This window comes from Citrobacter sp. Cpo032 (genome assembly GCF_030332975.1).
Lineage (GTDB): Bacteria > Pseudomonadota > Gammaproteobacteria > Enterobacterales > Enterobacteriaceae > Citrobacter > Citrobacter portucalensis.
This window is the reverse complement of sequence record NZ_JAOWGU010000049.1, coordinates 417740-442058: the sequence shown is the minus strand read 5'-3', so window position 1 is coordinate 442058 and position 24319 is coordinate 417740. Positions and strand designations below refer to the sequence as shown.

At 51.2% G+C, this 24319-nt stretch carries 24 protein-coding genes; 10 read left to right on the top strand and 14 right to left on the bottom strand.

Annotated elements, in window-relative coordinates:
• Positions 1–521: 521 nt before the first annotated feature.
• Together OGY33_RS20690 and OGY33_RS20685 are read left to right on the top strand one after the other, a co-directional pair.
• Positions 522–1457, top strand: coding sequence for a LysR family transcriptional regulator (locus OGY33_RS20690; protein ID WP_149607174.1), 936 nt, complete (start codon positions 522–524; stop codon positions 1455–1457).
• Positions 1458–1537: 80 nt separating this feature from the next.
• On the top strand, positions 1538–2260 hold the full coding sequence (locus OGY33_RS20685) for a substrate-binding domain-containing protein (protein ID WP_191238568.1): 723 nt from the start codon (positions 1538–1540) through the stop codon (positions 2258–2260).
• On the opposite strand, the gene OGY33_RS20680 is transcribed toward OGY33_RS20685, so the two are convergent.
• The 4 genes from OGY33_RS20680 to puuE all read right to left on the bottom strand — a co-directional run bounded on the left by OGY33_RS20680 (position 2247) and on the right by puuE (position 6482).
• On the bottom strand, positions 2247–2999 hold the full coding sequence (locus OGY33_RS20680; RefSeq protein WP_103285131.1) for an ABC transporter ATP-binding protein: 753 nt from the start codon (positions 2997–2999) through the stop codon (positions 2247–2249). The two genes, OGY33_RS20685 and OGY33_RS20680, sit on opposite strands and share 14 nt — an antisense overlap.
• Positions 2996–4000 carry a FecCD family ABC transporter permease gene (locus tag OGY33_RS20675; protein WP_003832715.1) on the bottom strand — a complete coding sequence of 335 codons (1005 nt, stop codon included), beginning with the start codon at positions 3998–4000 and terminating at the stop codon, positions 2996–2998. The genes OGY33_RS20680 and OGY33_RS20675 overlap by 4 nt, the downstream gene beginning before the upstream one ends.
• Positions 3987–5042 (bottom strand): ABC transporter substrate-binding protein, encoded by a 1056-nt coding sequence (locus OGY33_RS20670; protein ID WP_191238569.1) that lies wholly within the window; start codon positions 5040–5042, stop codon positions 3987–3989. The genes OGY33_RS20675 and OGY33_RS20670 overlap by 14 nt, the downstream gene beginning before the upstream one ends.
• A gap of 177 nt (positions 5043–5219) precedes the next feature.
• The gene (gene puuE / locus OGY33_RS20665) at positions 5220–6482 is read right to left on the bottom strand and encodes a 4-aminobutyrate transaminase (protein ID WP_048214296.1); all 1263 of its coding nucleotides are present in this window, start codon (positions 6480–6482) and stop codon (positions 5220–5222) included.
• Positions 6483–6588: 106 nt separating this feature from the next.
• Here puuE and pdxR point away from each other — a divergent pair, with 106 nt between their 5' ends.
• Positions 6589–8064 (top strand): MocR-like pyridoxine biosynthesis transcription factor PdxR, encoded by a 1476-nt coding sequence (gene pdxR, locus OGY33_RS20660; RefSeq protein ID WP_191238570.1) that lies wholly within the window; start codon positions 6589–6591, stop codon positions 8062–8064.
• A gap of 43 nt (positions 8065–8107) precedes the next feature.
• Here the strand turns inward: pdxR and OGY33_RS20655 are convergent, their stop codons facing one another.
• From OGY33_RS20655 to OGY33_RS20640, 4 genes are all read right to left on the bottom strand, one after another.
• Positions 8108–9316, bottom strand: a complete 1209-nt coding sequence (locus tag OGY33_RS20655; RefSeq protein ID WP_191238571.1) for a c-type cytochrome — start codon at positions 9314–9316, stop codon at positions 8108–8110.
• Between the two features lie 3 nt (positions 9317–9319).
• Positions 9320–11212, bottom strand: a complete 1893-nt coding sequence (locus OGY33_RS20650; RefSeq protein ID WP_191238572.1) for an NAD(P)-binding protein — start codon at positions 11210–11212, stop codon at positions 9320–9322.
• A gap of 88 nt (positions 11213–11300) precedes the next feature.
• Positions 11301–11774 carry an ester cyclase gene (locus tag OGY33_RS20645; RefSeq protein ID WP_032943249.1) on the bottom strand — a complete coding sequence of 158 codons (474 nt, stop codon included), beginning with the start codon at positions 11772–11774 and terminating at the stop codon, positions 11301–11303.
• 11 nt (positions 11775–11785) lie between these two features.
• A complete protein-coding gene (locus OGY33_RS20640; protein ID WP_191238573.1) occupies positions 11786–13213 on the bottom strand; it encodes a gamma-aminobutyraldehyde dehydrogenase in 1428 nt (475 codons plus the stop codon).
• Between the two features lie 315 nt (positions 13214–13528).
• On the opposite strand from OGY33_RS20640, the gene OGY33_RS20635 reads away from it, so the two are divergent.
• Positions 13529–14254, top strand: coding sequence for a FadR/GntR family transcriptional regulator (locus tag OGY33_RS20635; protein WP_008784630.1), 726 nt, complete (start codon positions 13529–13531; stop codon positions 14252–14254).
• A gap of 24 nt (positions 14255–14278) precedes the next feature.
• The gene (locus OGY33_RS20630; protein WP_286572242.1) at positions 14279–14977 is read left to right on the top strand and encodes a cache domain-containing protein; all 699 of its coding nucleotides are present in this window, start codon (positions 14279–14281) and stop codon (positions 14975–14977) included.
• 21 nt (positions 14978–14998) lie between these two features.
• Here the strand turns inward: OGY33_RS20630 and OGY33_RS20625 are convergent, their stop codons facing one another.
• Entirely contained in the window at positions 14999–16480 is a 1482-nt protein-coding gene (locus tag OGY33_RS20625) for an APC family permease (RefSeq protein ID WP_003832697.1), read from the bottom strand.
• 332 nt (positions 16481–16812) lie between these two features.
• Here OGY33_RS20625 and OGY33_RS20620 point away from each other — a divergent pair, with 332 nt between their 5' ends.
• Complete coding sequence (locus tag OGY33_RS20620; RefSeq protein ID WP_003832695.1) at positions 16813–16953, top strand: hypothetical protein; 141 nt, start codon at positions 16813–16815, stop codon at positions 16951–16953.
• A 52-nt stretch (positions 16954–17005) separates the two neighbouring features.
• Here OGY33_RS20620 and OGY33_RS20615 read toward each other — a convergent pair whose 3' ends face one another.
• Positions 17006–17899, bottom strand: a complete 894-nt coding sequence (locus OGY33_RS20615; RefSeq protein ID WP_048214301.1) for a LysR family transcriptional regulator — start codon at positions 17897–17899, stop codon at positions 17006–17008.
• A 305-nt stretch (positions 17900–18204) separates the two neighbouring features.
• On the opposite strand from OGY33_RS20615, the gene OGY33_RS20610 reads away from it, so the two are divergent.
• The 4 genes from OGY33_RS20610 to OGY33_RS20595 are packed head-to-tail and all read left to right on the top strand — an operon-like array spanning position 18205 to position 21310.
• Positions 18205–19038, top strand: a complete 834-nt coding sequence (locus tag OGY33_RS20610) for an ABC transporter substrate-binding protein (protein ID WP_191238574.1) — start codon at positions 18205–18207, stop codon at positions 19036–19038.
• A gap of 1 nt (position 19039) precedes the next feature.
• Positions 19040–19858 carry an amino acid ABC transporter ATP-binding protein gene (locus OGY33_RS20605; protein WP_032943235.1) on the top strand — a complete coding sequence of 273 codons (819 nt, stop codon included), beginning with the start codon at positions 19040–19042 and terminating at the stop codon, positions 19856–19858.
• Complete coding sequence (locus tag OGY33_RS20600) at positions 19858–20643, top strand: amino acid ABC transporter permease (RefSeq protein WP_191238575.1); 786 nt, start codon at positions 19858–19860, stop codon at positions 20641–20643. Before OGY33_RS20605 ends, OGY33_RS20600 begins: the two co-directional genes overlap by 1 nt.
• Positions 20633–21310: an amino acid ABC transporter permease gene (locus OGY33_RS20595; protein ID WP_060682280.1), complete on the top strand. Its 678-nt coding sequence runs from the start codon at positions 20633–20635 to the stop codon at positions 21308–21310. The genes OGY33_RS20600 and OGY33_RS20595 overlap by 11 nt, the downstream gene beginning before the upstream one ends.
• Before the next feature lie 9 nt (positions 21311–21319).
• Here the strand turns inward: OGY33_RS20595 and ydhT are convergent, their stop codons facing one another.
• The 4 genes from ydhT to OGY33_RS20575 form a co-directional block, all read right to left on the bottom strand.
• Entirely contained in the window at positions 21320–22084 is a 765-nt protein-coding gene (gene ydhT, locus OGY33_RS20590; RefSeq protein ID WP_431615009.1) for a protein YdhT, read from the bottom strand.
• A gap of 51 nt (positions 22085–22135) precedes the next feature.
• Complete coding sequence (gene phsC / locus OGY33_RS20585) at positions 22136–22921, bottom strand: thiosulfate reductase cytochrome B subunit (protein ID WP_111465719.1); 786 nt, start codon at positions 22919–22921, stop codon at positions 22136–22138.
• Positions 22918–23586: a 4Fe-4S dicluster domain-containing protein gene (locus OGY33_RS20580; protein ID WP_020996435.1), complete on the bottom strand. Its 669-nt coding sequence runs from the start codon at positions 23584–23586 to the stop codon at positions 22918–22920. Before OGY33_RS20580 ends, phsC begins: the two co-directional genes overlap by 4 nt.
• Positions 23587–23650: 64 nt before the next feature.
• Positions 23651–24316, bottom strand: coding sequence for a YdhW family putative oxidoreductase system protein (locus OGY33_RS20575; protein WP_149607162.1), 666 nt, complete (start codon positions 24314–24316; stop codon positions 23651–23653).
• Between the last annotated feature and the right edge of the window lie 3 nt (positions 24317–24319).

Below are 24319 nucleotides of genomic sequence, written 5' to 3'. Positions count from 1 at the left end.
TGAACTTGCCGTGGAGGTGAATAAAACGTTACCAGGCTATTAATAGTCTTTTAAGAATTAATTCTTAAATCATAAAATAAAGGGACAGCCATAAATTTGCGCGGTACTTTAGTCGGATTATTCTCATTCGTCCCGTACTAGATGCGCATAACATTATGCGTATTAGATATAATGTATGAGTGAGCTCGCCAGAACCGCAGTGAATCGTCTCTACACAGGTTGTTTATTTAACTTGTATGTATAATAATTATCAGGATAACAACATCGAACACTGAAGCTTGTTACATATTTATGGCTTTTTTGTTTTCTTACACAAACCATGTTATCTTACGCATCGGCATCACATGCTTAAAGAATATTGCAACGAACCCCACCCGCAGTTTAAATGGTATGTCCTTGCTATTTATTGTATTTATTTTTATATTAGATGAGCAGTCATACCTGCCATTTAAAAAGACGTCAGCGAAAACCCTGCGCGGTTGTATGCGGATAAAACTCATAAGGTATGACTGAGGCGATAAGTGGTACAAAAAATCGGTTTTAATGATAATGAGCTTCGAATACTTTATGAACTATCGTGTACCCGAAGCCTGAGCCAGGCCGCTGATAATCTGAAAATCGCACAGCCTAACATCAGCAGAACATTACAACAGCTTGAAGAACGTTTTGGTTTTTCCTTGTTTGATCGCTCATGCCGCCCCATCAGACTGACCCGCTTTGGAGAAGAACTTCTCCCTTATATCAAAAAACACATGAAGTCTTGTGATGATATTCAGACGTTTATGATGGCCTATAAACAAGCTTCTGATGGGTTTGTCAGGATCCACGCACCAACGGGTCAACTACTTTTTATCACCAAATATGTGATTCCAGGGTTGAAAGAAAAGCACCCTGAAATTAAATTAATGCTAACTACCAGTAACCTTAGTAACTCCGAATTCACGCTTGGGGTTCCTTTCAGTGATAACTGCGACATTCTTTTTACACATTCATTACCCGACAATGATGAACTGGTTGCCAGAAATATTGCGTCAATACCTGCAAATATTTATGGCACACGTGAAATGATTGCCCGTAATCCCATTCGTACTATTGCCGACTACACTCAAAGTCCATGTATTCTCTTTTTCTCTCATATGGAAAATAACCATAACATCTGGTATATCGATGATAAAACAAATGGTGAGAGAGTAAAAACCATCATCAATGGTGACTTTGCCTGTGATAACTCTTATGCAGCCATTGAGCTTGCGAAATCGGGTCTCGGTTATTTATTTATGCCTGATTTAATCATTAAAGAAACGAATCTTAACGTTCTGATACCTACTCTACCCGAAAATTACACTGCCAAATTGGAACTCTTTGTTATTTATAACAAAAAAACGGAGCAGCCTTTTCGGGTTCAATTAATTATCAATTCAATTGTCAACATACTCAAAGAACTACTTCACAAGTAATATCATTATTTCATTTCGCTACGCTCGCATATATAATAGCAAAATGTTTATGGCTTATCATATAAGGGATCAACGAGACAATGCCATCTCCAATCACATTATTCGCCGCAGGCAGTTTGCGGTTGGCATTTACGCCACTGATAAGCCAGTTCACGCGCATGAGTGGAATAGACGTTAAGGTTGAATATGGTCCGGCCGGTTTATTGCGTGAACGTATTGAAGCGGGAGAACCGTGTGCGCTCTTTGCCTCGGCCAACCGGGAACATCCGCAAAACCTGTTAGCACGTAATATTGCCTTCTCTACGCACACTTTTTGCTGGAACAAACTGAGCCTTGTCAGCAACCGAACCGGTGTCTGGCTGGATTTACTCCGCGACCCAACGCTGCGACCTGGTACATCAACCCCCGGCTGCGACCCTTCCGGAGACTATACCTGGGCATTTTTCGACAATATGGATGTACTGGAACCAGGACTCGGGCAACAGCTTCGCGCACGGGCAATCCCGCTGGTGGGTGGTCGAGATACGGTAAAAATCCCGCAAGGAGAACTGGCGAGCGCCTGGATCCTGCGCCAGGGGCTGGCCGATCTGTTTATCGGTTACGCGCATTACGCACACGCGCTGCGCGCGATGCCCGACGTACATTACGTGGCTATTCCCGATGAGCACAATATTCGCTGCGAATACCAACTGGCGGTGCTTGATGCATCCAATGAAGTCATGGCGCTGGTTGAATTCATACTCTCCCGCGGCGGGCAGGAATTTCTTAGCGCCGCCGGATTCTTAACGCTTAACGACGAATAGAAAACAACGGTGCGATAAACGGCGTCTGGTAGTTCTCCACGCTGAGTTTTCTCAGCGTTAAGCCATAGGCCAGGAATAAATTCTCCTCCGTCACAATGCTGTTCGTGGGCCCTGCCCGCCATTTTCCTTCAGGGAGTAGCAGCAAAGTATGGGAAGCAACCTGTAACGCATGAAGCGGATCGTGAGTCGAAAAGAGAATACTGCATCCCTGTTGATGGGCCAGATCGCTGATGAGCTGCAGCACCACCTGCTGATTGGCGAGATCCAGCGCGGAACACGGTTCATCCAGTAACAGCGTTTGACACTCCGTCACCAGAGCCCGGGCAATCATCACCAACTGTTGCTGCCCGCCGGAAAGTGAGCCAAATGAGCTGGAGGCGAGATGCGCGATATTCAACTGCTCTAACGCCTGCATTGCTCTTTTTTGATCCTGCGGACTGGGTTGCGCAAACAGCTTCACGTGCTGTGCTCGCCCCATCAACACCACGTCGCTGACCGTGTACGGAAACGGCAGATGGCTATGCTGTGCCACAATCCCTATCCCACCGTTATTTTCAATATTCCCGCCTAAAGCAGGCAGCGTGCCGGTTAGCGTATCGAGCAGTGTACTTTTACCCAGGCCGTTGCGTCCCAGCACGGCCCAGATCTCACCTTTCTGGCAACAGAACGTTAGCGGCTCAAATAGCGGCGTACGATACCCATAAATAAGCTGATGTACACGCAGTGCGGCAGGTATCATGATTTCTCCCGACGGCTGGTACGAATGAGTAAGAAAGCAAACAACGGCGCGCCGAACAATGCGGTAATAATCCCCAACGGTATCTCCGCATGCATCAGGGTGCGAGCAATATCGTCCACCACAATCATAAATCCGCCCCCCAACCAGAAGGCGCACGGTAGTAAACGACGATGATCAACCCCCACCAGCAAACGCGCCAGATGCGGAATCACTAATCCAACCCAGGCAATACTGCCGCTGACCGCCACCTGAGCAGCGACCAAAAATGCGCAGCACACCAAAACGCTGCGTCGCAGAGGAACCACCGCCACACCCAGTGCTCTGGCATCTTTGTCATTGAGCGACAACAGGTTTATCCGCCAGCGTAGCTGGTACAAAACCGTCGCGGCGATACCGACCGGGACCGCCAACAGCAGCACTTTATGCCAGTTGGCCGTCGCGAAGCTGCCCAGTAGCCAGAACACAATATTAGGTAACGTCTCTTCGGTATCAGCCTGATACTGGATCAGGCTCACCAGCGCGGCAAAAAAACCGCTCAAAATGATACCCGACAGGATCAATACCAGCGTATTCTCCAGCCCCTGTAACGCAGCAATGGCATACACCAGGATCAACGCTGTCAGACCAAAGAAAAACGTTGATCCCATCATCAGCCAGGGCGAAAGACCGAGCAGGATGGCCAGTGTTCCACCAAAAGCCGCCCCCGACGTCACGCCGATAATATGCGGGTCGACCAGAGGGTTATGAAATACCCCTTGCAGCGTCGCGCCGCATAACCCAAGCGCGCCCCCCGCCAGCAGTGCCATCAGAATACGCGGTAGCCTGACCGTCCAGATAACCTGGCTGCCTATTCCCTCAGCGTCGCTATAGTGCGTCAGGTGGTAAAACACTTCGCTTAACGACAGCGGATACTGTCCGAGGCATAGCGAACTGACGCCCAGCAACAGGACCACAACGATTAAGAGCGGTTGCTGGGGCAAAATACGGTTACTTAGCTGCATCAGGCTGCCAGTTCACACGATAAAAACGTTGATAGTAGTCCTGGGCCTGCGCATCAACGTCTACGTTTTTATAGGCATCCGGATACAGTTTTTTGGCCATCCAAAGTTCACCGATCGCCAACGCTTCCGGCATCGGATAGCCCCAGGCTTTGGCATATTCAGGCATCAACCAGACGCGATGATTTTTCACCGCATCAATCCCCTGCCAGTTCGGATCGTTTTGGATCTGAGTTACCACCTGCGGATAGCGATCCTGGACAAAAATCACCTGCGGGTTCCACGCTAATACCTGCTCCAGCGCAACCTGACGGGCACCTTTCACACTGGCAGCCGCCACATTTAATCCCCCCGCGTGCTGCATCATCAGTCCCGTGTACTTCCCGGAGCCGTAAGTCATCAGGTCGGGGTTAGCCATATAAATACGGACTTTTTGCGCATCCGGGATTTTTGCAACCGGCGCATTGAATTTTGACCGCGCGGCAAAAACGTAGTCGATTAACGTTTCGGCCTGCGGTTTGCGCCCAACCACGTCCGCAATCAGGCGAATACCCTGCTTCAACCCTTCGTTGTAGACCTGCTCTTCATCGGCCATGGTCGGGTTCATTTTATTCTGTTGCCCGGTGGCATCCTTGCGTAATGAGATAGCCACGACCGGAATACCGGCGTTCTGAATCTGCTGGATCATCTCCGCGGGCGCATAGTTGGCGACAAAAACCACCTGCGGATGAATCGCCAACAAGCTTTCGATGTTCACGCTGGTGAGATCGCCTGGCGTCGGCAATGTAGTAATCGTCGGCATAAAGCGCGCAAATTCAGGCCCGAGCTGCTTTTTCCAGCTCGACATCACACCAACAATGTCCTGCTGGGCATTGAGCTGGACCAGAATATTCAACGTCTGGTGTTGCAGCACGACCACTTTGTCCACGTGGTCAGGAATCGTGACCTGTCGACCAAGCTGATCGGTGATCGTTCGGTCGGCCTGAGCAGAAAACGCAAACAACATGCTGGCGCAAACCAGCACAAAAGAGCGGAAAGTTAACATGGGATACCATCTGAATAGAGGAGTAAAAACGATATGCATTAAATTATATAACGAGAGGCCTGGCAACCCATTCGCGATAATTACCGCGCTACACACGAGGAAGATCAATTTATGCCAACAATAATAAAGCCGACGGTGATGACGACCGTCGGCTTTGGGTAAATGACAACTAACGAATTACTTGGTTGCTGCTTTGATAATATCTAGCGCTTTGGCGAACTGATCCTGCGGAATTGTCAGCGGGTAAAGGAAACGAATAACGTTGCCATACTGACCGCAGGTCAGCAGCAGTAATCCTTGCTCAAGGGCTTTCTTCTGCACGCGTTGTGCGGCGGCAGCGTTGGGTTCTCCTGTCGCTGCATCACTGAATTCAGCAGCAATCATAGAGCCTAAACCTCGCACTTCGGCCAGTTCAGGACACCCTGCTTGTGCATCTGTCAGAGCGGCGCGCAGCTGTTCACCGAGAGCCGCCGCACGCTGGCATAACTGCTCATCACGAATGATATCCAGCACCGCATGGGCCGCCGCGATCGACAGCGGGTTTCCGGCGTAGGTTCCACCCAGACCACCTGGCGCAGGCGCATCCATAATTTCGGCTTTGCCCACGACGCCTGACAACGGCATGCCGCCCGCAAGGCTTTTAGCCATGGTCATCAGGTCCGCTTTATCGGCGTAATGATCCATCGCAAACAGCTGACCCGTACGGGCAAACCCGCTTTGTACTTCATCAGCGATCATCACGATGCCATGCTCGTCGCAAATACGGCGGATGGCAGCCACAAATTCTGGCGGTGCCACCACGAAGCCCCCTTCGCCCTGGACGGGTTCGAAAATAATCGCCGCAACCTGGGTTGGATCGATATCGGCTTTAAACAGACGCTCAATCGCTTTTAGGGAATCCGCCGTGGAAATGCCCTGCAATTCAGAAGGATACGGCGCATGGTAAACAGAGCCTGGGAACGGGCCGAAACCTTTTTTATAGGGTGCCACCTTGCCTGTTAACGCCATCGTCATGTAAGTACGCCCATGAAAACCACCGCCAAATGCGATAACGCCAGGACGGCCGGTATGCGCGCGCGCAATTTTCACCGCGTTTTCTACCGCTTCAGCCCCGGTAGTGAAGAATGTGGTTTTACGCTTGCCGTCGATTGGCGCAACGGCGTTGATTTTCTCAGCCAAAGACACATAGCTTTCGTACGGGACAATCTGATAAGCCGTATGGGTAAAAGCCTGAAGTTGCGCTTCGACTGCCTGCACCAGGCGAGGATGGCGGTGTCCGGTGTTCAGCACGGCAATCCCGGCGGCAAAATCGATGTACTGATTGCCTTCGATATCGGTAATTGTGCTGTTTTCTGCCGACTGAGCATAAAAATCACACATCACACCCACGCCACGCGGGGTGGCATCCAGACGACGTTGTTGCAGGTTTTTATTGTTCATTCTCTACACCTTGTCCATTAATACATTTCGGTTGAATTACCCTTTAAATTTAGACGCCGTCTGGTACTTTAATCGAGAGCCAAATCGTTTTATTTTAAGGATCCAAATGCGTTCACTTGCCGGAGATGTGATCAAGCATGCATTTAATCAGCAGACTGACGAAAAACTACATCGCCGCCTGTATGCCGCCATTTGTAGTTGCATCCTCGAAGGTAGCCTGAAACCGGCCACCCGAATGCCTCCGTCGCGTGACCTGGCAGGAGAGCTGACGCTATCGCGCAATACCGTCCTGCGGGTGTACGAACAGTTGCAAGCTGAAGGGTATATTTCCGCGCGCACCAGCAGCGGCACATTTGTGACCGACAGCGTGCTGGACAATCTCGACCTGCGTCCTGACAAAGAGCCTGTTACTGCCGCTCAGGAAGATCACACCCGTTTATCCGCCCGCTGCCTTGAGCTGTTAGGTAATGCCAGCGCCAGTCCCCGCCAGTGGGGGGCATTTATTCCAGGCGTACCTGATGTAGAGCATTTCCCGCACCGGGTACTCAAGAAAATTCAGGACAGGCTGGCAAGACGACTGCGCCCGGAGTATCTCACTTACGATGCCACAGGCGGCGTGAATGAGCTAAAAGAAGCACTGGCAGACTATCTGCGCACCGCTCGTGGCGTACGGTGCTCACCGGAGCAAATTCTGATTACTGAAGGTATTCACCAGGCCCTGGATCTGGTGACCCGGACTTTATGCAACCCGGGCGATTACGCCTGGATTGAGGAACCGGGCTACTGGGGAATCAAAAATATTCTTCGCATCAATGCCGTTAATTTTTCGGCTATCCCGGTTGATGAACAAGGCATGGTCCCGCCGGATGCCGGCGAAACACCACCAAAACTTATTTTTGTGACACCGTCACATCAATACCCACTCGGTTCGGTCATGAGTCTGAGCCGCCGCCGGCAACTTCTCTTTCGCGCACGTGAAACGCGAAGTTGGATAGTGGAAGATGATTACGACAGTGAGTTCCGCTTTTCCGGCCAGCCGATTCCCTCTTTGCAGGGGCTGGAAGAAGAGACACCGGTCATTTACATCGGGACATTCAGTAAGACCCTCTATCCCGCACTGCGACTCGGGTATGTCGTACTACCTAAATCGTTAGCCGCTCCGCTGAAAAAGGTTCATAACGACCTCTATCGTGGTGGGCATCTGTTGATTCAGGCCGCACTGGCGGAGTTTATTCGCGAGGGTTATTACGCGGCACACATTCGGAAAATGCGTCAGCTATACAGTCGTCGTCGCCAGATGCTGGTAGAGCTTATCAGCCGCCAACTTGGTGAACATTTTCTTGGTTCTTTCAGCAGCAACGCCGGGCTGCATATGATCTTACAGTTACCCGCCGGGAGCGATGACACGGTCATTGCCCAACAGGCGAATGCGCAAGGGTTGTTGGTGCGCCCGCTGTCACGCTATTACGTAAATGAAGGGAAACGCAGCGGCCTGCTGCTGGGGTTTGCCAGTATTGAAGAGCATGAAATGACGGCGGCGTTTACCCGACTCGTGGATATTATCAGGGTAAACACCGTGTAAGCACTGCCGGATGAAGGTGCAAGCACCTTATCCGGCATACTGTTTAATGTGACGCTTTTTTAACGCCAGCCAGGTCTTCCTGGCTTACTTCGCGATTCCCTTCACCCCAACTTTTACGTACGTAGTTAATCACGTCGCGCATTTCGTTGTCGCTTAACAAGCCACCGTAGGCAGGCATCTTAAAGGAGACGCTGCCACGCGTTGTCGGTGTTTCTGCGCCGTGGGCAATCACTCTGAACAGCGGTGTCGGGTCATCAACCATCACCAGTGGATTGTTAACTAAAGAAGGCGCGTTATCATCCGTACCTTTCCCTTCCAGACCGTGACAAGTTGAACAGTAGCGGTTATAGGTCACTTTGCCCGCCTCAGGTGAATTCGACCAGGATGCTGTAGTCGCCGCAGCACGTACCGTTTCAGGCTTCGCACTTTTCAGGCTCAACAGATATTGGGCGATCGCCGTGGCATCTTCGTCGGTCAGATACTGTGTACTCTGCGTGACGACTTCAGCCATCGAACCTGAAACCGCGGCATGCTTGCTTTTACCGGTCAGCAACAGCGATTTTAACTCCTGCTCAGACATACCGGTGCCGCGCAGCGACGGTGCATACCAGCCGTCAATCATCGCGCCGCTCAGGTATTCGGCATCAGCATTAGTATACGCTTTTTCGTTCATCGCCATGCCTCTAGGGGTATGGCATGAACCGCAGTGTCCGGGACCTTCCACCAGATAAGCACCCCGTTTTACCAGGACAGCATTATCATCCGTTTTCGCGCCCTCTACAGCCGACACTGGCGCGTCGGTAAACAGCCAGTTCCAGATATGCAGCGGCCAGCGGGCGGAGAGTAGCCACGGAATAGCATTCTCTTTATTGGGCTGTGCTGACGGCGTGACGTCATGCATAAAATAGCTATACAGCGCCTTAACATCCTCGTCAGAAAGTTTTGCATAGGAGGGATAAGGCATAGCCGGATAGAGCGGATGACCATCTTTGGCAATCCCCTGCCGTACGGCTTTTTCAAAATCCTCGTAAGAATAATTTCCAATACCCTGCGTTTTGTCTGGGGTAATGTTGGTCGAATAAATATCCCCCACCGGAGTAGGAAACTTTTTGCCCCCCGCCATCGCCGCACCACCTTCAGCGGTGTGACAGGCGACGCAGTCTGAAATTCGCGCGATGTATTCACCGTTAGATTCAGCAGCGGAAACCGAAGCAGTAAATAAACAGGCGGCGAGAATGGTTACATTGCGCATAGATCACCCCATATCCTTGAGTTCATTAACCGCACGCCATGCCTGATCGATTGCCGTATGGGCATAAGCACTCCAGTCAGAATCGGAGTTAGCGATGGCAATGCGACCGACTGGCTGACGCGCCCGCTCGATAATTTCTGGCATCTTATCCATATCATCGAACAGCGAGTTGGCGTAGTACGCATAGCCATGCGCCCAGCGGTTAACCGTAATGGCGGCAATATCGCGTTGATTATCAAATCCGGTTGAGCCAAACATCTCCTGCAACTGGGAGCGAATCATCTCCTCATGCGCCGCAAAGGTGGTCCCCAGCAAATAGGCTCGTCCCAGACGGAACTGCTCTCTGGCCGACAGGTTACTGCCCGGATAGGTCGGCACATAGACCATATGAATGACCATCGGATCGTCCGGGGAGGCCGGATGTTGATACCCACCAATACTGACCGGATAGTCGAGCTTGACCCTGCTATAAGGTGCCGCCGGAGAATAAAACTCATGTACGCCAAGCTGTTTGAACGCCTGCCAGTTTTTGACCACCACGTTGGTGTACACCAGCGGTGCCTTCACGTTCAGTTTAAGATCCGTCTGCTGCTGTTCCGGCATCTCAGGCACCAGATACGGGATCATCATGTTATAACCTGCCATGATGGTGTTCTTACCGCGCACACGGTGCATTTTACCGTCACGCAGATAGGTCACCGCCACGCCATCCTGCACGTTGGCCGCATTAATCACCGTGCTGTTCAGGCGCAGGCGCGTGGTGTTTTCCGGCAGATCCAGCTTTTCGTAATGTAATCTGGCGAGGACAGAGTCTTCCATCGTGTTGCCCGGTAGCGCATCCGGCAGCATATATCTGACTAACAGGCGAGCTAACCCGGCGTTACCGTCCGGGAAGTGGTAAACATACGGCTCTTCGAGGTCGGCCAGCGACTCTCCGTCCAGCGGCGGTAACCCCATCCCTTCCATGCCGGGTAAGGCGCACGCCCTGGCATCACTACAAGAAATACCTTCAATACCAATAGCAAAGAAGTCGTTGGAACGCTGCTGGAAATAGAGCAGCGCCATTTTGCTCAAACCAACTTTTGTTGCCAAAAATTCACTGTAGCTGTGGGTATCCAGCCATTCCATTTTCTCATCGACCGTCATTCCCGGCAGGTAATCACCGGGCCGGACGTGCAGGTCGATCAGCGCTTTTCTGTCATTCTCACTTAGCGGAAAATCATTGATAAAGTCTTCAATTTTACGCCCATTGAGCCTGTCCGGCGGAATATCATCAGATACCGCGCGGCCCGGATCGCCGCTGACGATTTTTGTTTCGCCAAAATTCTTCTTATCGAAGAAAACGCCGCGACTGAGCTGCCAGTCGGGGTAGAAGTTTACGTCAAAACTCTCTTTCAACCGCGTGACGCTGACGCCCACGGTTTCCATCAACTTTTGTACTTCAGGGCTGAAATTATGCGCAGGGGACTGGAATGCTTCGCTGCCACCATAACCGAGTAATTTCTTACCCGAGCTGGTAAATTCATTGCGTTTGGCGTGTCCACCAAAGTCGTCATGGTTATCGAGGATCAGGATCCGGCTATTTTGCCCGGCAACTTGACGCCAAAAACAACCGGCAGCTAACCCGCTAATCCCGCCACCCACAATCACCAGATCGTACTCTTCCTCAACGGGCAGAGCGTTTAAATCAAAATGTTTATGCTCGCGGCCTAGCGCATGCGCCATTTCAAACGATCCAGGATGATTACCCCGCAGCCCCGTCAGCGCAGGAGGATAATAATTTCCATCTATAAATGCGTTTCCCTTTCCTGCCGCCCTGACCCACTCCAGCGGGGTAAGCCCCGCCGCAATAGTCACCGCGACGCCGTTGAGAAAATCACGTCTGGTAATTGCCATTAACTTTTTTCCTTATTGCTACACACTGCCTTTAATACGACACAAATAAGAGAGATACCCCTTCTTATTTATAAAGGGGTACAACCGACTACTTCACTGGCTTTAACTCTTCATCCAGTTTTTTAGAATCATAATAATCACCCTGCCAGGTGATTTTTCCTGCTTTAACATGAATATAGCTGACGCCTTCAAATTTGATCGGATTATTTGTCGGCGGACTCCCTGCCCATTCACCACTATTTTTGCCTGAAAATTCCCAACGAAAGGCCACGGTATCTTCGTCGTAGACGGGTTTTCCAACCATTTTCCAGCTAAGATCTGGAACCGCCTTAATAAAAGCGCCGATAACCTCTTTTTCTGCTTTTTCCCTGCCGTTTATCGGTTCTCCTGCGGCGGCATCATAATAGACCGCATCATCAGCAAGAAATTGAGCGGCTCGCGAAGCATCATGCGCATTCCACGCCGCCATATACTCTTTTACGGTATTCAGCGATGTACTTTCTGCCAGGCTATAGCCCGAGAACATCACTAATGAAAGCACCGCGATTTTTAATGTTTTCATCGTAATCCTCTCTATTCAGAAATGTCGCACATGATATGTTTCACCCGAGTGTATTCCTCGAGTGAATAAGATGAGAGATCTTTGCCGTACCCCGATTTTTTGAACCCGCCATGCGGCATTTCGGCGCACAGAGGAATGTGATTGTTAATCCACACCGTGCCAAAATCGAGGTCAATGCTGAAGCGTTGGGCGCGACCATGGTTACTGGTCCAGACGCTGGCGGCAAGACCATACTCCACATCATTCGCTTTGTGTAGTACCTCTTCGTCAGTAGAAAACGACTGAATAGTCATTAGTGGGCCAAATACTTCATACTGAATAGCTTCATCATTTTGATGTAATCCGGAGACGATCGTCGGCTCAAAATAGAAGCCTGGACCAGATCCTGCGCGCCCACCGGTTTCAATTTTTGCATGTGCCGGTAAACGCTCAATAAAGCCTTTAACCTGCTCCAGCTGATTCCGGCTATTCAATGCGCCGTACAGTGCATTTTGATCTTCTGGCGGCCCAAATTTGATACTTTTTGTTTTCTGGATCAGTTTTTCCAGAAACTCAGCGTAGATAGATTGCTCTACCAGAATCCGCGTAGCCGCTGTGCAATCCTGCCCGGCATTGAAAAAGCCTGCTGTGGTAATCGTCGCAATCGCCTTGTCCATATCTGCATCGGCGAACACGATTGCGGGCGCTTTCCCGCCCAATTCCAGGTGTGCTCGGGTCAGGTTTGCCGCCGCCGAAGCCGCAACCTGCAAACCCGCACGGACCGAACCGGTAATAGAAACCAATGAAGCCTTCGGGTTTGAAACCACCAGCGAACCAGTGCTGGCTTTGCCCAACACAACGTTAAACGCCCCTCTCGGGAACAACGGTGCGGCCAGTTCAGCCAACAGCAGCGTACTAACTGGCGTGGTGTCGCTTGGTTTTAACACCACCGTGTTACCTGCCGCCAGCGCAGGTGCAATCTTCCACACCGCCATCATGAACGGGTAGTTCCATGGCGTCACTTGCCCAACAATACCCAGCGGTTCACGACGAATGGTTGAAGTAAATCCTGCGGAATATTCTCCGGCCGCCTTTCCTTCAAGACAGCGCGCCGCACCGGCAAAAAAGCGGATGGCATCGCAAGATGCCGCGATCTCCTCTTTCTCAATAAAATGGCGAAGCTGACCGGTTTCCTGGCTCTGCGCGGTTACCAGTCGCTCAACGTTGCGTTCAATCTCATCGGCCAGCCGCAATAACGCCTTTTGCCGCTGTGCCGGCGTCGATTTTCGCCAGATGCTAAACGCCGCCTCCGCTGCTGAGTAAGCCTGCTCTACCTCTGCCTCGTTAGCGTTGGGAGATATTGCGTACGTTTCACCGTCAACCGGACTCACCAGTTCGAAGCTATCTTCGCTACTGCCTGCTACATAGTGCCCATTAATAAAATGCTTCAGGGTTTTCATGTTTGTCTCCTGCCAATTAATACATAAAGAATCTTATGTAATATATATATTGTAAAATTTTTTCAAATGCGCAACATTGACACTATGATAAGCCTCGCATTTTTAACTTAATTTTCACATTTGCAGGATGAGGCTTTTTATTGCCAGCTGACGCGTTACGCCCAGCTCATCATAAGGTTATCGGGACACACATCCGCTTGTGCAGTGACGTTGCGCCCAGGCATGTAAAATAACTCGGCCATTCTTACCTTCCTTGCCCGACGGGCATGTGTTAAAAATGGTCGTTGTTTCAGGGAATTGAGTACAGAAAAGATTATGATTACTCACGCGGTCATATTTGCGCCTATCGGGCAGGTCAGTCGTTCAGACCAGATAGTCCAACGCCTTTCAAATGCCATTATCACGGGGTTGCTGGAGCCAAAAGAACAGCTCCCCAACGAAACTGATTTGGCAAAGATGATGGGTGTCTCACATATCACTATCAGAGAAGCGCTAAACACGCTTCGGGCTAATAATCTTATCCATACGGTTCGTGGTCGTAATGGCGGGAGTTTCGTTTGCGAAAATATTGATGGCAAAAATAGCGCCCTGCATCCGTTCAAGGCGATCAGTACGGATTATCTGTCTGATCTGGGTGAAATGCATTGCGCCATTATTAGCCATAGCGCGAGGCTGGCTTCCCGACGGATGACCGGTGCGGATATCGCCAAATTTCGCGAGTTTGTCGAGGTGCTCAGAAAGGCAAACTCACCTGAGCTGATGACCCAGGCCGATATGCGTTGTCTGCTGGCGATTGCCGCCAGTTCGCATTCAGCGCGACTGGCCAATCAGGAGCTGCAGGTTCAGGCTGAATGGGCATCGCTGGTGGCGATACTTTATCGCACAGACAGTATTCATGCAGAAATTATCGCGCTTTATTCGGCGCTGGCCGATGCGCTGGCTGCTCACAACGAGGCAGAGTCAGTACAGTTTGCCACGCAGATCATCGACACGTTTACCTACTACCTTATTGAAAAAAAGCTGAAATATAACTCGAACTGACAATCAGTGAAGGCAGGACAGACAATGAGCTCTTCGACATCCCTAAGCGCATTAATTCGTAAAATTGATGACATTACTGTTTCTACCGTAGATTCTACCGTTGCGCTGGCGAGGAGCATCCATGAGGCGATTTCAGGGGTACAAAAGGCCTCAGCCGAGGTCGTTCTCGACCCCTCAGTCAGATCCACCGTTCAACAGCACATCAAGCGCACGCTCAATAACAACCATTACTGCTCAGGGGCGGGATTCGCCAGCCATATTGAGAGTACCGCAACCACAAAAGAGTACTGGTTGCTGGAGTGGTGGTATAAGAAAGACAATGGTTTGAGCCAGGCGCATCTGGATTTGGATCAGGCCACGCAACAACGACTGGACTTCAGAACCTTTGAGTGGTTTAAGCATTCTCCTCCGGTTGGCAAAGCCTATATCCACGGTCCCTACGTCGACTATATTTGCAATATCTCCTATACCCTAACGTCAGCCGTCCCGGTCTACTACAACAATCAGTTTCTCGGTGTTGCCGCGGTCGATCTGCTGGTCAGTCAGATAGAAGCCGAACTGCTTTCCTGTGCCCATCCTGACTATGTGATTCTGACTAATCTGGAAAACAGGATCATTTTCTCCAGTTGGCCACGTTTTCGCGTGGGTGAATTGCTGTCACCTGCAAACAGTACCGTGGTGTATCAGAGCGACTACTTTATCCTTTATCACTATCAAAACTAAGGGCCCGAAGGCCCTGAGTTTTTAGTTATCCTGCCCCATATTGAGCTTATTGGCGTACGCAATGGCGTCGTTTTCCGGCGCCGCTGAACGACCAAACGGACGGGTCAGGAACATATAAATAAGCCCCGAGCCAACAACAATCGCAAGGCCGAACAGAACCGTCCAACGATCGATGAAGTCGCTGCTGTCTGCCGGTTGCGCCAGTAACCAGATCCCGCACAATCCGTAAGCTAACGCCAGCACATTCACGATTACGCCCCAACCGCCAATGGTCCACTCTCCCGCCGGTTTCCAGCCTTTCAGACGCTGACGCAGCGCGGCCAGCACAACCATCTGGAACGAGATGTAAATCCCGATAACAGCAAACGCGGTGATACGCGACAGGTTATCTGGCTGGAAATAAACCCAAACGCAGATGATCACTGGCAGCAGGCAACTGACGACCATGGCATTATCCGGAACACCATTTTTAGAGATTTTGGCCATCCATTCACTTCCCGGCAGCATTCTGTCGCGGGAGAAAGAAAAGATAAGACGGCTTAACGCAGCCTGCAGAGACAAAATGCACGACAACATGGCGATAATTGCAACGACGATAAAGACAGTCGCGCCAGTTTCGCCCAGAGCTTCATTAAGGATTGCCGGGATCGGATCGGACGTTTTGCCATTCACGATGCTGACCAGATTCGGTGATGCCAGCAAATAACCCATAACAGAAATAATGGCGGAAATCGCGCCGAATACGATGCTTAAAATCATCGCCACCGGGATCTTTTTACTTGGATTCTGCACCTCTTCCGCAACGTTACCGCAGGCCTCAAAGCCAAAGAACATAAACAGCCCCATCAGCGCAGCAGACATAAATGCGGTGGAGTAGCTGCCGTCATGAGCCAGCACGCCCATCGAGTCAAAAATCACAGAGAACGGCTGCGAACGGTGGAAAATCAGCAGATAAATCCCCAGCGCGATCACGCTGACAATTTCACACCAGAAACCAATTTTCGCCACCCGGGCCAGATTTTTAGTCCCGGACATATTAACGGCCATCATCAACAGCAGCAGCAGGACGGAAGTCACCAACATCGTGGCCGGCGTCTGACCATAGTGGAAGAGTGATTCAACAAACGTTGATGTATATTCCGCGATCGACGTAATGGTGACCACCAGCGCCCACAGGTAGATCCAGGCGGCGATCCACGCATACTTCTTGCCCCACAACCTTCTGGCCCAGGGGTAAAGCCCGCCGGTTATCGGATACTGGGAAGCGACCTCACCAAACACCAATGCAACCAAAAGTTGCCCACATGCGACGATTAAAATCCACCATACTGCGGGCGGCCCCGCCAGCGTTACGGCCAGCGCAAACAGCGAATAGACGGCGGTAAGCGGCGACAGGTAGGTAAAACCCAACGCAAAGTTTGAAATAAGACCGATCGAGCGATTGAACTGTTCTTTGCCATCTTTTTGAAAATTATCGTTTTTCTTATCAGGTGTCTGTTCCATATTGCTTTCTCTTTTGTGGAATAGTCGCAGGGTTGAACAATTAATGTATAAAAGATATTAAGTTATATGTATAGTGATTTTGTCGCAGATTTGTTAAAAATGATCGCGCATCACGTTAATGAAAAAGTGGAGATAAAACGGTAGAGAGAGCGAGAATTTTGCGGTATTTACAACCAACGATTCTTTAGCAATTGCGAACCATAGGCTATTTTGGCGGATAAATACGCACAGCGGATTGCGTTCGATGCTAAGTAGCAAGAATCGCTGCTGTTAAGCAACATTTTTGCAATATAATAACGTGATGTTAAACGCTGAACCTGAGCAGGTGAATGATGGAAATTGATCTCGATAATCTGGTCTTTGATGGACTGGAAGAAGCGCAAGAGCGTAACGCTGAACGTCTGGAAGATGCAGACAAGAAAGCGCAGGAAATTATTGCTGATAATGACTGCGGCGACGCCTGCAAAATCTGATTTCCAAACCGGCGCAATGCCGGTTTTTTATCGCCTGTTAACCCCACCCACTTCAGCCCGTATACCGTAAGGCCTCAATCAGTTGCGCAAAGGCGGCGGTATGCTGTTTTCGGCTGGGATAGTACAAATAATAGCCAGGAAAAGGTTCGCACCAGTCCTCCAACACTTTTTCCAATGCCCCCTCTGCAACAGCCTGCTCGACGGTGTCTTCCGGCACAAAAGCCAGCCCCATTCCCGCCATCGCTGCGCTAATTCGCGGGGGTAGATTGTTAAAAATAAGCTGCCCTTCCACCCGTACGCGCAAATCTTGCCCGTCTTTAGCAAACTCCCAGGCGTATAATCCGCCCAACGTCGGCATGCGCATGTTAATACAGCTATGATTTTGCAGGTCGTGAGGGGTTTTCGGTTTGCCATGACGAGCAAAATACGCCGGTGACCCCACCACTACCATACGCCAGTCCGGGCCAATTCTGACGGCGACCATGTCTTTTGCCACCTGCTCACCGAGCCGAATACCCGCGTCATAGCGGCCAGTCACGATATCCGTCAGACTATTGTCGATGGTCATTTCCACATTCACATCAGGGTAAGCCTGCAAAAACGGCTCCAGCGCGGGCCAGACGGTAGATTGCAATGCATGTTCGCCCAGCGTCAGGCGAATGTTACCGGCCACGCGCTGACGAACATCGGTTAATGCCAGCAGCTCTGTTTCAATGTCATCAAAACGCGGGCTGATACTGTTGATAAGCCGTTCTCCGGCTTCGGTCGGCGCAACGCTGCGCGTGGTGCGGGTCAGAAGCCGTACATCCAGCCGCTCTTCAAGCCCACGAATCGCATGGCTTAGCGCGGATTGCGAAACCCCAAGTTTTGCCGCTGCCCGGGTAAAACTACGCTCGCGGGCAACAATAATGAGATAATAGAGATCGTTAAAATTATCACGCAGCATGCTTATCCCCACTCCAGACCTGTTGTGACATATGGTACAGGTCCGGAGGGTATTCCAGTAGCATTTCTGGACATTAGCACAGTTCAACCTTATTCAAGCGTGCTCTCACACAAAAACCAAATGCGAATTATTACCAGGCTTATGCACGATTTTACCTTTCACTCATGCATTATTTTCACCCGCTATTAACACATCCTTCACTAATAACATTTTGTATATAGATAAGAATTTTTTCTTATTTTGTCCCAACCGTAAGTTATGGGAGCGTAAAAAGCACAAACCAAAAACTACAGGGATTTCATACAATGATGGCAACGAAAACTTACCGCGCTAAAAAAACACTGCTGGCATTGGGCGTGCTGCTGGCCTCAGGACTTACCGTCTCGCAGGTTCAGGCTGACCAACTGGCCGATATCAAAGCCGCAGGCGTCGTAAAAATCGCGACATTTGACGCGAATCCTCCGTTTGGCTCCGTCGATGCCAAAACCCATAAGATTGTCGGCTACGACGTTGATTTTGCCGAAGCGCTGGCCAAATCCCTTGGTGTAAAACTGGAACTGGTAGCGACCAATCCGGCAAACCGCATTCCGTTATTACAATCTGGTAAAGCTGATTTAATCGTCGCAGATATCACGATTACACCTGAACGGGCGCAGGTAATAGATTTCTCCGTCCCTTATTTTGTTACCGGCCAGCAGTTCCTTGTGCCAGCAAAATCTCCGGATAAGCTCGATGAATACAGCAAAGCACGCATCGGCGCGGTAAAAGGCACTACTGGTGAACAGGCACTGCATCAGCGCTTCCCGCAGTCGCGCGTGTTGGCCTACGACGATATCCCGCTGGCGTTAACCGCGCTACGCAACGGCAATGTTCAGGCCATTACCCAGGACAGTACGATTCTGGCCGGGTTATTAGGCGCTGCGCCGGATAAAGCTGATTTCAAAATTCTGCCGGACCTGCTGAGCAAAGAAGAGATCGGCGTGGGGGTGAAAAAAGGTGAGCCAGCGTTGTTGAAAGCCGTCAACGATGAACTTTTGAAGCTGGAATCTACCGGGCAGGCAGCCAAAATTTATGATGTCTGGTTTGGTCCTGAAACCAAAAATCCGCAAGCCCGCGCCTTTAAAATAGAAGCCCAGTAATATGCTCTCAGCTCTTTTTCATCGTTCCGCAGCTTCGGCTGCGGATTCTACCCAATTGGGTCAGGCAAGCGTCAAACTGCACAATGTGTTTAAACAGTATGACGCTCATACCGTACTTAACGGCGTTAGCCTGGCGGTTGAACCCGGTGAAGTGGTGACTATTCTGGGGCCTTCCGGCTCAGGAAAGTCCACTCTTATTCGTCTTATCAACCAGCTTGAGTCGCTCAGCGGTGGCGAAATTTTCATTGATGGTAAACCGATTAGTCAGTTGCGCGGGGCGGCATTACGCCAGTTACGCAGCCGTATCGGTTTCGTATTTCAGCAATTCAATCTCTATTCGCACCTGACTGCGCTGCAGAACATCGCGCTGGCGCTGGAATATGTTCACGGCTGGAACAAGACGGAAGCGGATCGTCGGGCTCTTGAGTTGCTGGAAAAAGTGGGACTGGCGGAAAAAGCCAACGCCTATGCCGCGCAGTTGTCCGGTGGGCAGCAGCAGCGCGTGGCCATCGCCCGCGCACTGGCTTCGTCGCCACAAATTATTCTGTTTGATGAGCCCACTTCCGCGCTGGATCCGGAAATGATCGGCGAGGTATTACAGGTAATGAAAAATCTGGCCCACAGCGGTATCACCATGATCGTCGTGACCCACGAAATGCATTTTGCCCGCGAAATTGCCGATCGGGTGGTTTTCATCGATGGTGGCGATATTCTGGAAGTGGCCGCGCCGGAGGATTTTTTCGTCCGACCACAGCACCCGAGAACCCAGCGTTTCCTGAAAAAAGTGCTCGACCCGTTACACCAGGAGTCATCGTCATAATGCATGCAATGGACTGGCAGGGAGTGCTGAGCGGGCAACCCCTGCAATGGATAATTTCCGGTTTTCTCACCACGCTCTGGGTGACGCTGGCAGGTATCGTGCTCGCCACGCTCATTGCCATCTCACTGCTCGGCCTGCGCCTGACGGGCAATCGTCTCGCTAAAACGATGGTCGGGGTTTGGGTCTCGGTGTTTCGCAACACGCCTTTACTGGTGCAACTAATGCTCTGGTATTTTGCCGCCTGGAACTGGCTACCCCGTAACGTCATTAGCTTTATCAATGCCGATCATCCATGGTCAATTTTGCCGGGTGATGTCTGGTGGTTAACGCCGGAATTTATCTGTTCAGCATGGGGGTTGGGGGTATTTACCTCAGCATTTTTGGTTGAAGAGATCGCTTCGGGTTTACAGGCTGTTTCTGCCGGACAACGCGAGGCTGCCGTGGCGCAGGGGTTTTCATCCTGGACAATATTTCGTCACATTCTGCTGCCTCAGGGGCTGGCAAACGCCTGGCAACCGATTGTTGGGCAATATCTCAACCTGATGAAGCTTTCCTCGCTTGCCAGCGGTATTGGATTTGCTGAGCTCACCTACCAGGTACGGCAAATTGAGAGCTACAACGCGCACGCGCTGGAAGCCTTTGCCGTTGGCACCGTGCTCTATCTGTTTACCGGCATCGTTCTGGGAATGCTGCTTACGCGTCTTGGCCCGCAGTCTGCGTCGGGTAAATCGTCAAGGATAAGAATGCGCATCTTCAGCGTCAGGAGCATACTGCATGATCGCTAATGTTTCGGTCATTACCGACAATCTTGACTATCTCCTGTGGGGACGTGTAGCTGAGGGGCAACCCGGTGGCGTCCTGCTCACTTTGCTGATGGCTATCGGTGCGGCATTGCTGGCGCTGCCTGGCGGGATCGTTCTTGCCTGTTGCGCCTGGCGATTTCCGGGCGCGGTTCGCAACGGATTGTTTTTCTGGGCGGAATTTATTCGCGGCATTCCGCTCATCTTTGTGATTTTCTGGATGTGGTATTTGCTACCCATGCTGACCGGAAGCGATCTGCCCGGTGCCGTTACCGTGACGCTGGCGCTGGCATGGTTCACCGCCGCCTCGGTGATGCACTCGGTGTATGCTGGAATTAGCGCACTGCCTGGCGGGCAATATGAAGCGGCAGTCGTTCAGGGTTTTCGCCCGGATCAGGCCCTGTGGCTTATCTTGCTGCCGCAGGTGCTGCGTAACGTACTACCGTCGCTGACAGGGATTTTTATTGGGCTGCTGAAGGACACGTCACTGGCGTTTATCGTTAACGTGCCGGAACTCACGACAGTTGCCGGTCAGGTTAACAGCCGGGTGCAAATTTACCCCGCAGCCATTTTTATCTTTACCGGGCTGGTTTATTACCTGCTGTGCTTTAGCCTTGAAAAAATCACCCAGCGCCGATTCGCACTAAAATGACCTCTCGGCTCAACATTCCACGAACTGATGGTCTTCGTTGAGCCGATATTTCACGCCCGCCCGAATGTTATTTTCCCCTTCAACGGCAAGCGCAAAACGCATTCTTTCGCCATCGTGATAAGCCAGCGCCGCACATCCGCCGGGACCAAGAATTATCGAGTCGACAGCACCGGTACTGGCAACAACGGCGTTCTCTCCGCTGGCAATAATGTGGATATTGTCCGCGCAGTTAGCGATTTTCGCCTCTGCGCCAAAACAGGCCAGTTGGGTTAAATCACCGCTACTGGCAATCCGATTTCGGTCGCCGAGCGAACTGATACGTACGCGCATGCCAGTACTGGCAATACGTGTTCCATCGCCCACACTGCTGATACGCGCCGAGTTTCCCGCAATCGCTATTCGCCCGCGATCGCCTGAACTGCCGATATGCGTGTTATAGCCTACACTGCCAATCCGTGCGCTGTAACCGGCACAGGCGATCTGCGCAGCATACCCGGCGCTGGCAATTTTAACGTTGTCACCCGCACTGCTAAATCGGGCATAATCTTCCGCACTCGCCAACGGACGACTGGTTTCCCCTGCAGCTTGCTCACAGGAAATATTCCCCATTGCGTCAATATCCTGCTGAGCAAAACTCGCATCTTCCCGCCATTTTGACCAGCCGTATTCCACCAGGCTATTTGCCCAATCGGTATACCCTTCCCGCTGGAGCGCGCGATGAACATCGGCATAGCTTCCTCCTGCGGGAAACGCGCGTAGAAACCAGCGATACATGACGGGCCCAACACGCCAGGCCCGTAAGTCACTTCGCGTAATCATCATCGCTTAATGCCGGTGGTAGCCATCCACCATACACTTAAAGGTTTCGCCCGGCGTGCGACCCGTAGTGCAGAGATAAAGATGCCCAAAAATGAAAAACAGACTGGCTATTGCCAGCGCAAAGTGCGCCTGAAGCAGCCAGTAACGCACTCCGGGGAACAGATCGCCGACGGCTACCGGGTAAAGCGATAACAATCCAGTGATCAGTAGCAGTGGCAACAAACCATACATCACGCCAACATAGGCCGCCTGCTGTAACGGATTAAATTTAGAGCGAGGTGAGGCCGGAAATGGGTGTGACTCGCCCTGCATAATGCCAAACAGGTAAAAACGAGTTTGTCTTTGCGCACGTGCGATCCAGCCCTGACGTTGAATAATATAGTGATGTCCGTTGCCGCCAATCAGGTTGATCAGCACAAAACCAATCCAGCAGGCAAGTAGCAAAAAGCCACAAACCTCATGAACGGTGAGCAGGCTTTTCATTACCGGTGCGCTAACGGCAGAGAAGTGATTGACCAGGCCACTAACCAGAAGCAACAGAAATAACAGCGCATTCGACCAGTGCCACAGGCGGACAGCCTTCGAATATAAATAGACCTTCTCACCATGCCCTGCCGACGCTTTATGCGCCGCCCGAAAGCGCAGCATGGCGTGAAGCGCCAGCACCAGCCACATTCCCACCAGCATTAACCCGGCAACGACTAACCACACAGGCCAGTAGTCCGGTGAAAACAGGGGGACATACTGTGCAAGTTGGGCGTGAAACTGTTCGGCATTCTGCGACGCGTTCATACATTTTCCTTTTTAATCAAATGTTGACCGAACCGACGATACAGATGGGGTTTCCCGGCGCCTGCAAGTTGATATTCGTAATACTTGTTTTCTCGCAACCAGGTCTGAATTTCCGGGCTATCTTCACGACCGAAAATCAGCGCATGTTCCGGGCAAGCGTTAACACAGATCGGAGGGAAACCTTTTGCCAGCCGAGATTCAGCGCAGAAGTCGCATTTATCCGCCACTTTGGTTTGCGGGTTGAGATAGCGCACCTGATAAGGACACGCGCCAATACAGTAACTGCAGCCAATACAGCAAGACGTATCTACTCGCACAATACCGTTCTCATCTCGCCAGGAGGCACCGGTCGGACACACCTCAATACAAGGTGCATCATCACAATGCTGGCAGGACTGACGGAAGTAGTGATACAGCGTTTCGTTGTCGTTATCGGTTACCGGAATATGCGCTATCGACAAACGGCTGCCCTGGTCAGGTACATGGTTGGTTTTCCGGCATGCACGAGCGCAAATATTGCATCCGTTACACAGTGATTCGTCGTGAATCATGACGTAACGAACGGCTTTAGGGCTCCTGGTACTCGCTAACAGATTTTGACCTGGGCCGGTAAAAAAAATCACCGTCCCCATGCCAATGACAAATTTTCGTCGGGTGAAGGACATCGGGTTATCCTCTAATGCTGTGACAGTGGTCGTCCACACATTCCATGACATCAACCTGAATATTTCAGGGGTTCTGATACTGCTCAACCTCAAGCCATTCACAAAGGCCGTACGCTTTGCCATAACTCATAAAACGTTCGCTGAACAAATAAGGCTCCGCATTTGACGATTCCACAGTACGTATATCTGCGTAATCAGGGTGCGTTTCCATGGCCGTGAGCGCCGCTGAAATCTGCTGAGACTCAAAGCTGTACGGCGGTTGCGTCAACATGGCGACCTTATAGGGGCGAGGATACGTACGACCGTCGAAGCGTACCGCCTCGGCAATCGCACGACAGATGTCGTTTTCCACCACCTGCACGCACATGTCGGCGTAGTTTGCCGTCATGGTTTGCGTTGAGTAGAAATAGACATCTTCCACACCCTGCACACGGGTGATATCCGCGTCATTCGCGTCCTGGCACAGCATATCCAGCAGCGCGCTAAGATCGGTTTCAGGGACCGAATAAGGTGGCTGCAGAAACACGCTGCGCGCCACCAGGTGCCCCGATGCCGAATGCTGGCGGATAAAATCTGCCACAATCGACTCCGGGCTGGCGGCTTCCTGAACCTGCGGCGCAGTCACCCGCTCGACCGGCGGGTGAAACGCCTGTAGCCAGTGTCTCTTTTGGCTATCAACCTCGTCAGGAAGCGCCTCAACGGGTGCCTGAACGTTGCTCACGTTAGTCATCTC

What these genes read in the sequence shown, in the direction of transcription:
- OGY33_RS20620 (WP_003832695.1), top strand. Translation starts at nt 16,813, where the DNA reads ATGGAAATTGATCTCGATAATCTGGTCTTTGATGGACTGGAAGAAGCG.
- OGY33_RS20575 (WP_149607162.1), bottom strand. Translation starts at nt 24,316, where the DNA reads ATGACTAACGTGAGCAACGTTCAGGCACCCGTTGAGGCGCTTCCTGAC.
- OGY33_RS20615 (WP_048214301.1), bottom strand. Translation starts at nt 17,899, where the DNA reads ATGCTGCGTGATAATTTTAACGATCTCTATTATCTCATTATTGTTGCC.
- OGY33_RS20640 (WP_191238573.1), bottom strand. Translation starts at nt 13,213, where the DNA reads ATGAAAACCCTGAAGCATTTTATTAATGGGCACTATGTAGCAGGCAGT.
- OGY33_RS20680 (WP_103285131.1), bottom strand. Translation starts at nt 2,999, where the DNA reads ATGATACCTGCCGCACTGCGTGTACATCAGCTTATTTATGGGTATCGT.
- puuE (WP_048214296.1), bottom strand. Translation starts at nt 6,482, where the DNA reads ATGAACAATAAAAACCTGCAACAACGTCGTCTGGATGCCACCCCGCGT.
- OGY33_RS20580 (WP_020996435.1), bottom strand. Translation starts at nt 23,586, where the DNA reads ATGTCCTTCACCCGACGAAAATTTGTCATTGGCATGGGGACGGTGATT.
- phsC (WP_111465719.1), bottom strand. Translation starts at nt 22,921, where the DNA reads ATGAACGCGTCGCAGAATGCCGAACAGTTTCACGCCCAACTTGCACAG.
- OGY33_RS20625 (WP_003832697.1), bottom strand. Translation starts at nt 16,480, where the DNA reads ATGGAACAGACACCTGATAAGAAAAACGATAATTTTCAAAAAGATGGC.
- OGY33_RS20650 (WP_191238572.1), bottom strand. Translation starts at nt 11,212, where the DNA reads ATGGCAATTACCAGACGTGATTTTCTCAACGGCGTCGCGGTGACTATT.
- OGY33_RS20655 (WP_191238571.1), bottom strand. Translation starts at nt 9,316, where the DNA reads ATGCGCAATGTAACCATTCTCGCCGCCTGTTTATTTACTGCTTCGGTT.
- OGY33_RS20675 (WP_003832715.1), bottom strand. Translation starts at nt 4,000, where the DNA reads ATGCAGCTAAGTAACCGTATTTTGCCCCAGCAACCGCTCTTAATCGTT.
- ydhT (WP_431615009.1), bottom strand. Translation starts at nt 22,084, where the DNA reads ATGTATCGCTGGTTTCTACGCGCGTTTCCCGCAGGAGGAAGCTATGCC.
- OGY33_RS20635 (WP_008784630.1), top strand. Translation starts at nt 13,529, where the DNA reads ATGATTACTCACGCGGTCATATTTGCGCCTATCGGGCAGGTCAGTCGT.
- pdxR (WP_191238570.1), top strand. Translation starts at nt 6,589, where the DNA reads ATGCGTTCACTTGCCGGAGATGTGATCAAGCATGCATTTAATCAGCAG.
- OGY33_RS20645 (WP_032943249.1), bottom strand. Translation starts at nt 11,774, where the DNA reads ATGAAAACATTAAAAATCGCGGTGCTTTCATTAGTGATGTTCTCGGGC.
- OGY33_RS20670 (WP_191238569.1), bottom strand. Translation starts at nt 5,042, where the DNA reads ATGTTAACTTTCCGCTCTTTTGTGCTGGTTTGCGCCAGCATGTTGTTT.
- OGY33_RS20630 (WP_286572242.1), top strand. Translation starts at nt 14,279, where the DNA reads ATGAGCTCTTCGACATCCCTAAGCGCATTAATTCGTAAAATTGATGAC.
- OGY33_RS20600 (WP_191238575.1), top strand. Translation starts at nt 19,858, where the DNA reads ATGCATGCAATGGACTGGCAGGGAGTGCTGAGCGGGCAACCCCTGCAA.
- OGY33_RS20610 (WP_191238574.1), top strand. Translation starts at nt 18,205, where the DNA reads ATGATGGCAACGAAAACTTACCGCGCTAAAAAAACACTGCTGGCATTG.
- OGY33_RS20595 (WP_060682280.1), top strand. Translation starts at nt 20,633, where the DNA reads ATGATCGCTAATGTTTCGGTCATTACCGACAATCTTGACTATCTCCTG.
- OGY33_RS20605 (WP_032943235.1), top strand. Translation starts at nt 19,040, where the DNA reads ATGCTCTCAGCTCTTTTTCATCGTTCCGCAGCTTCGGCTGCGGATTCT.
- OGY33_RS20685 (WP_191238568.1), top strand. Translation starts at nt 1,538, where the DNA reads ATGCCATCTCCAATCACATTATTCGCCGCAGGCAGTTTGCGGTTGGCA.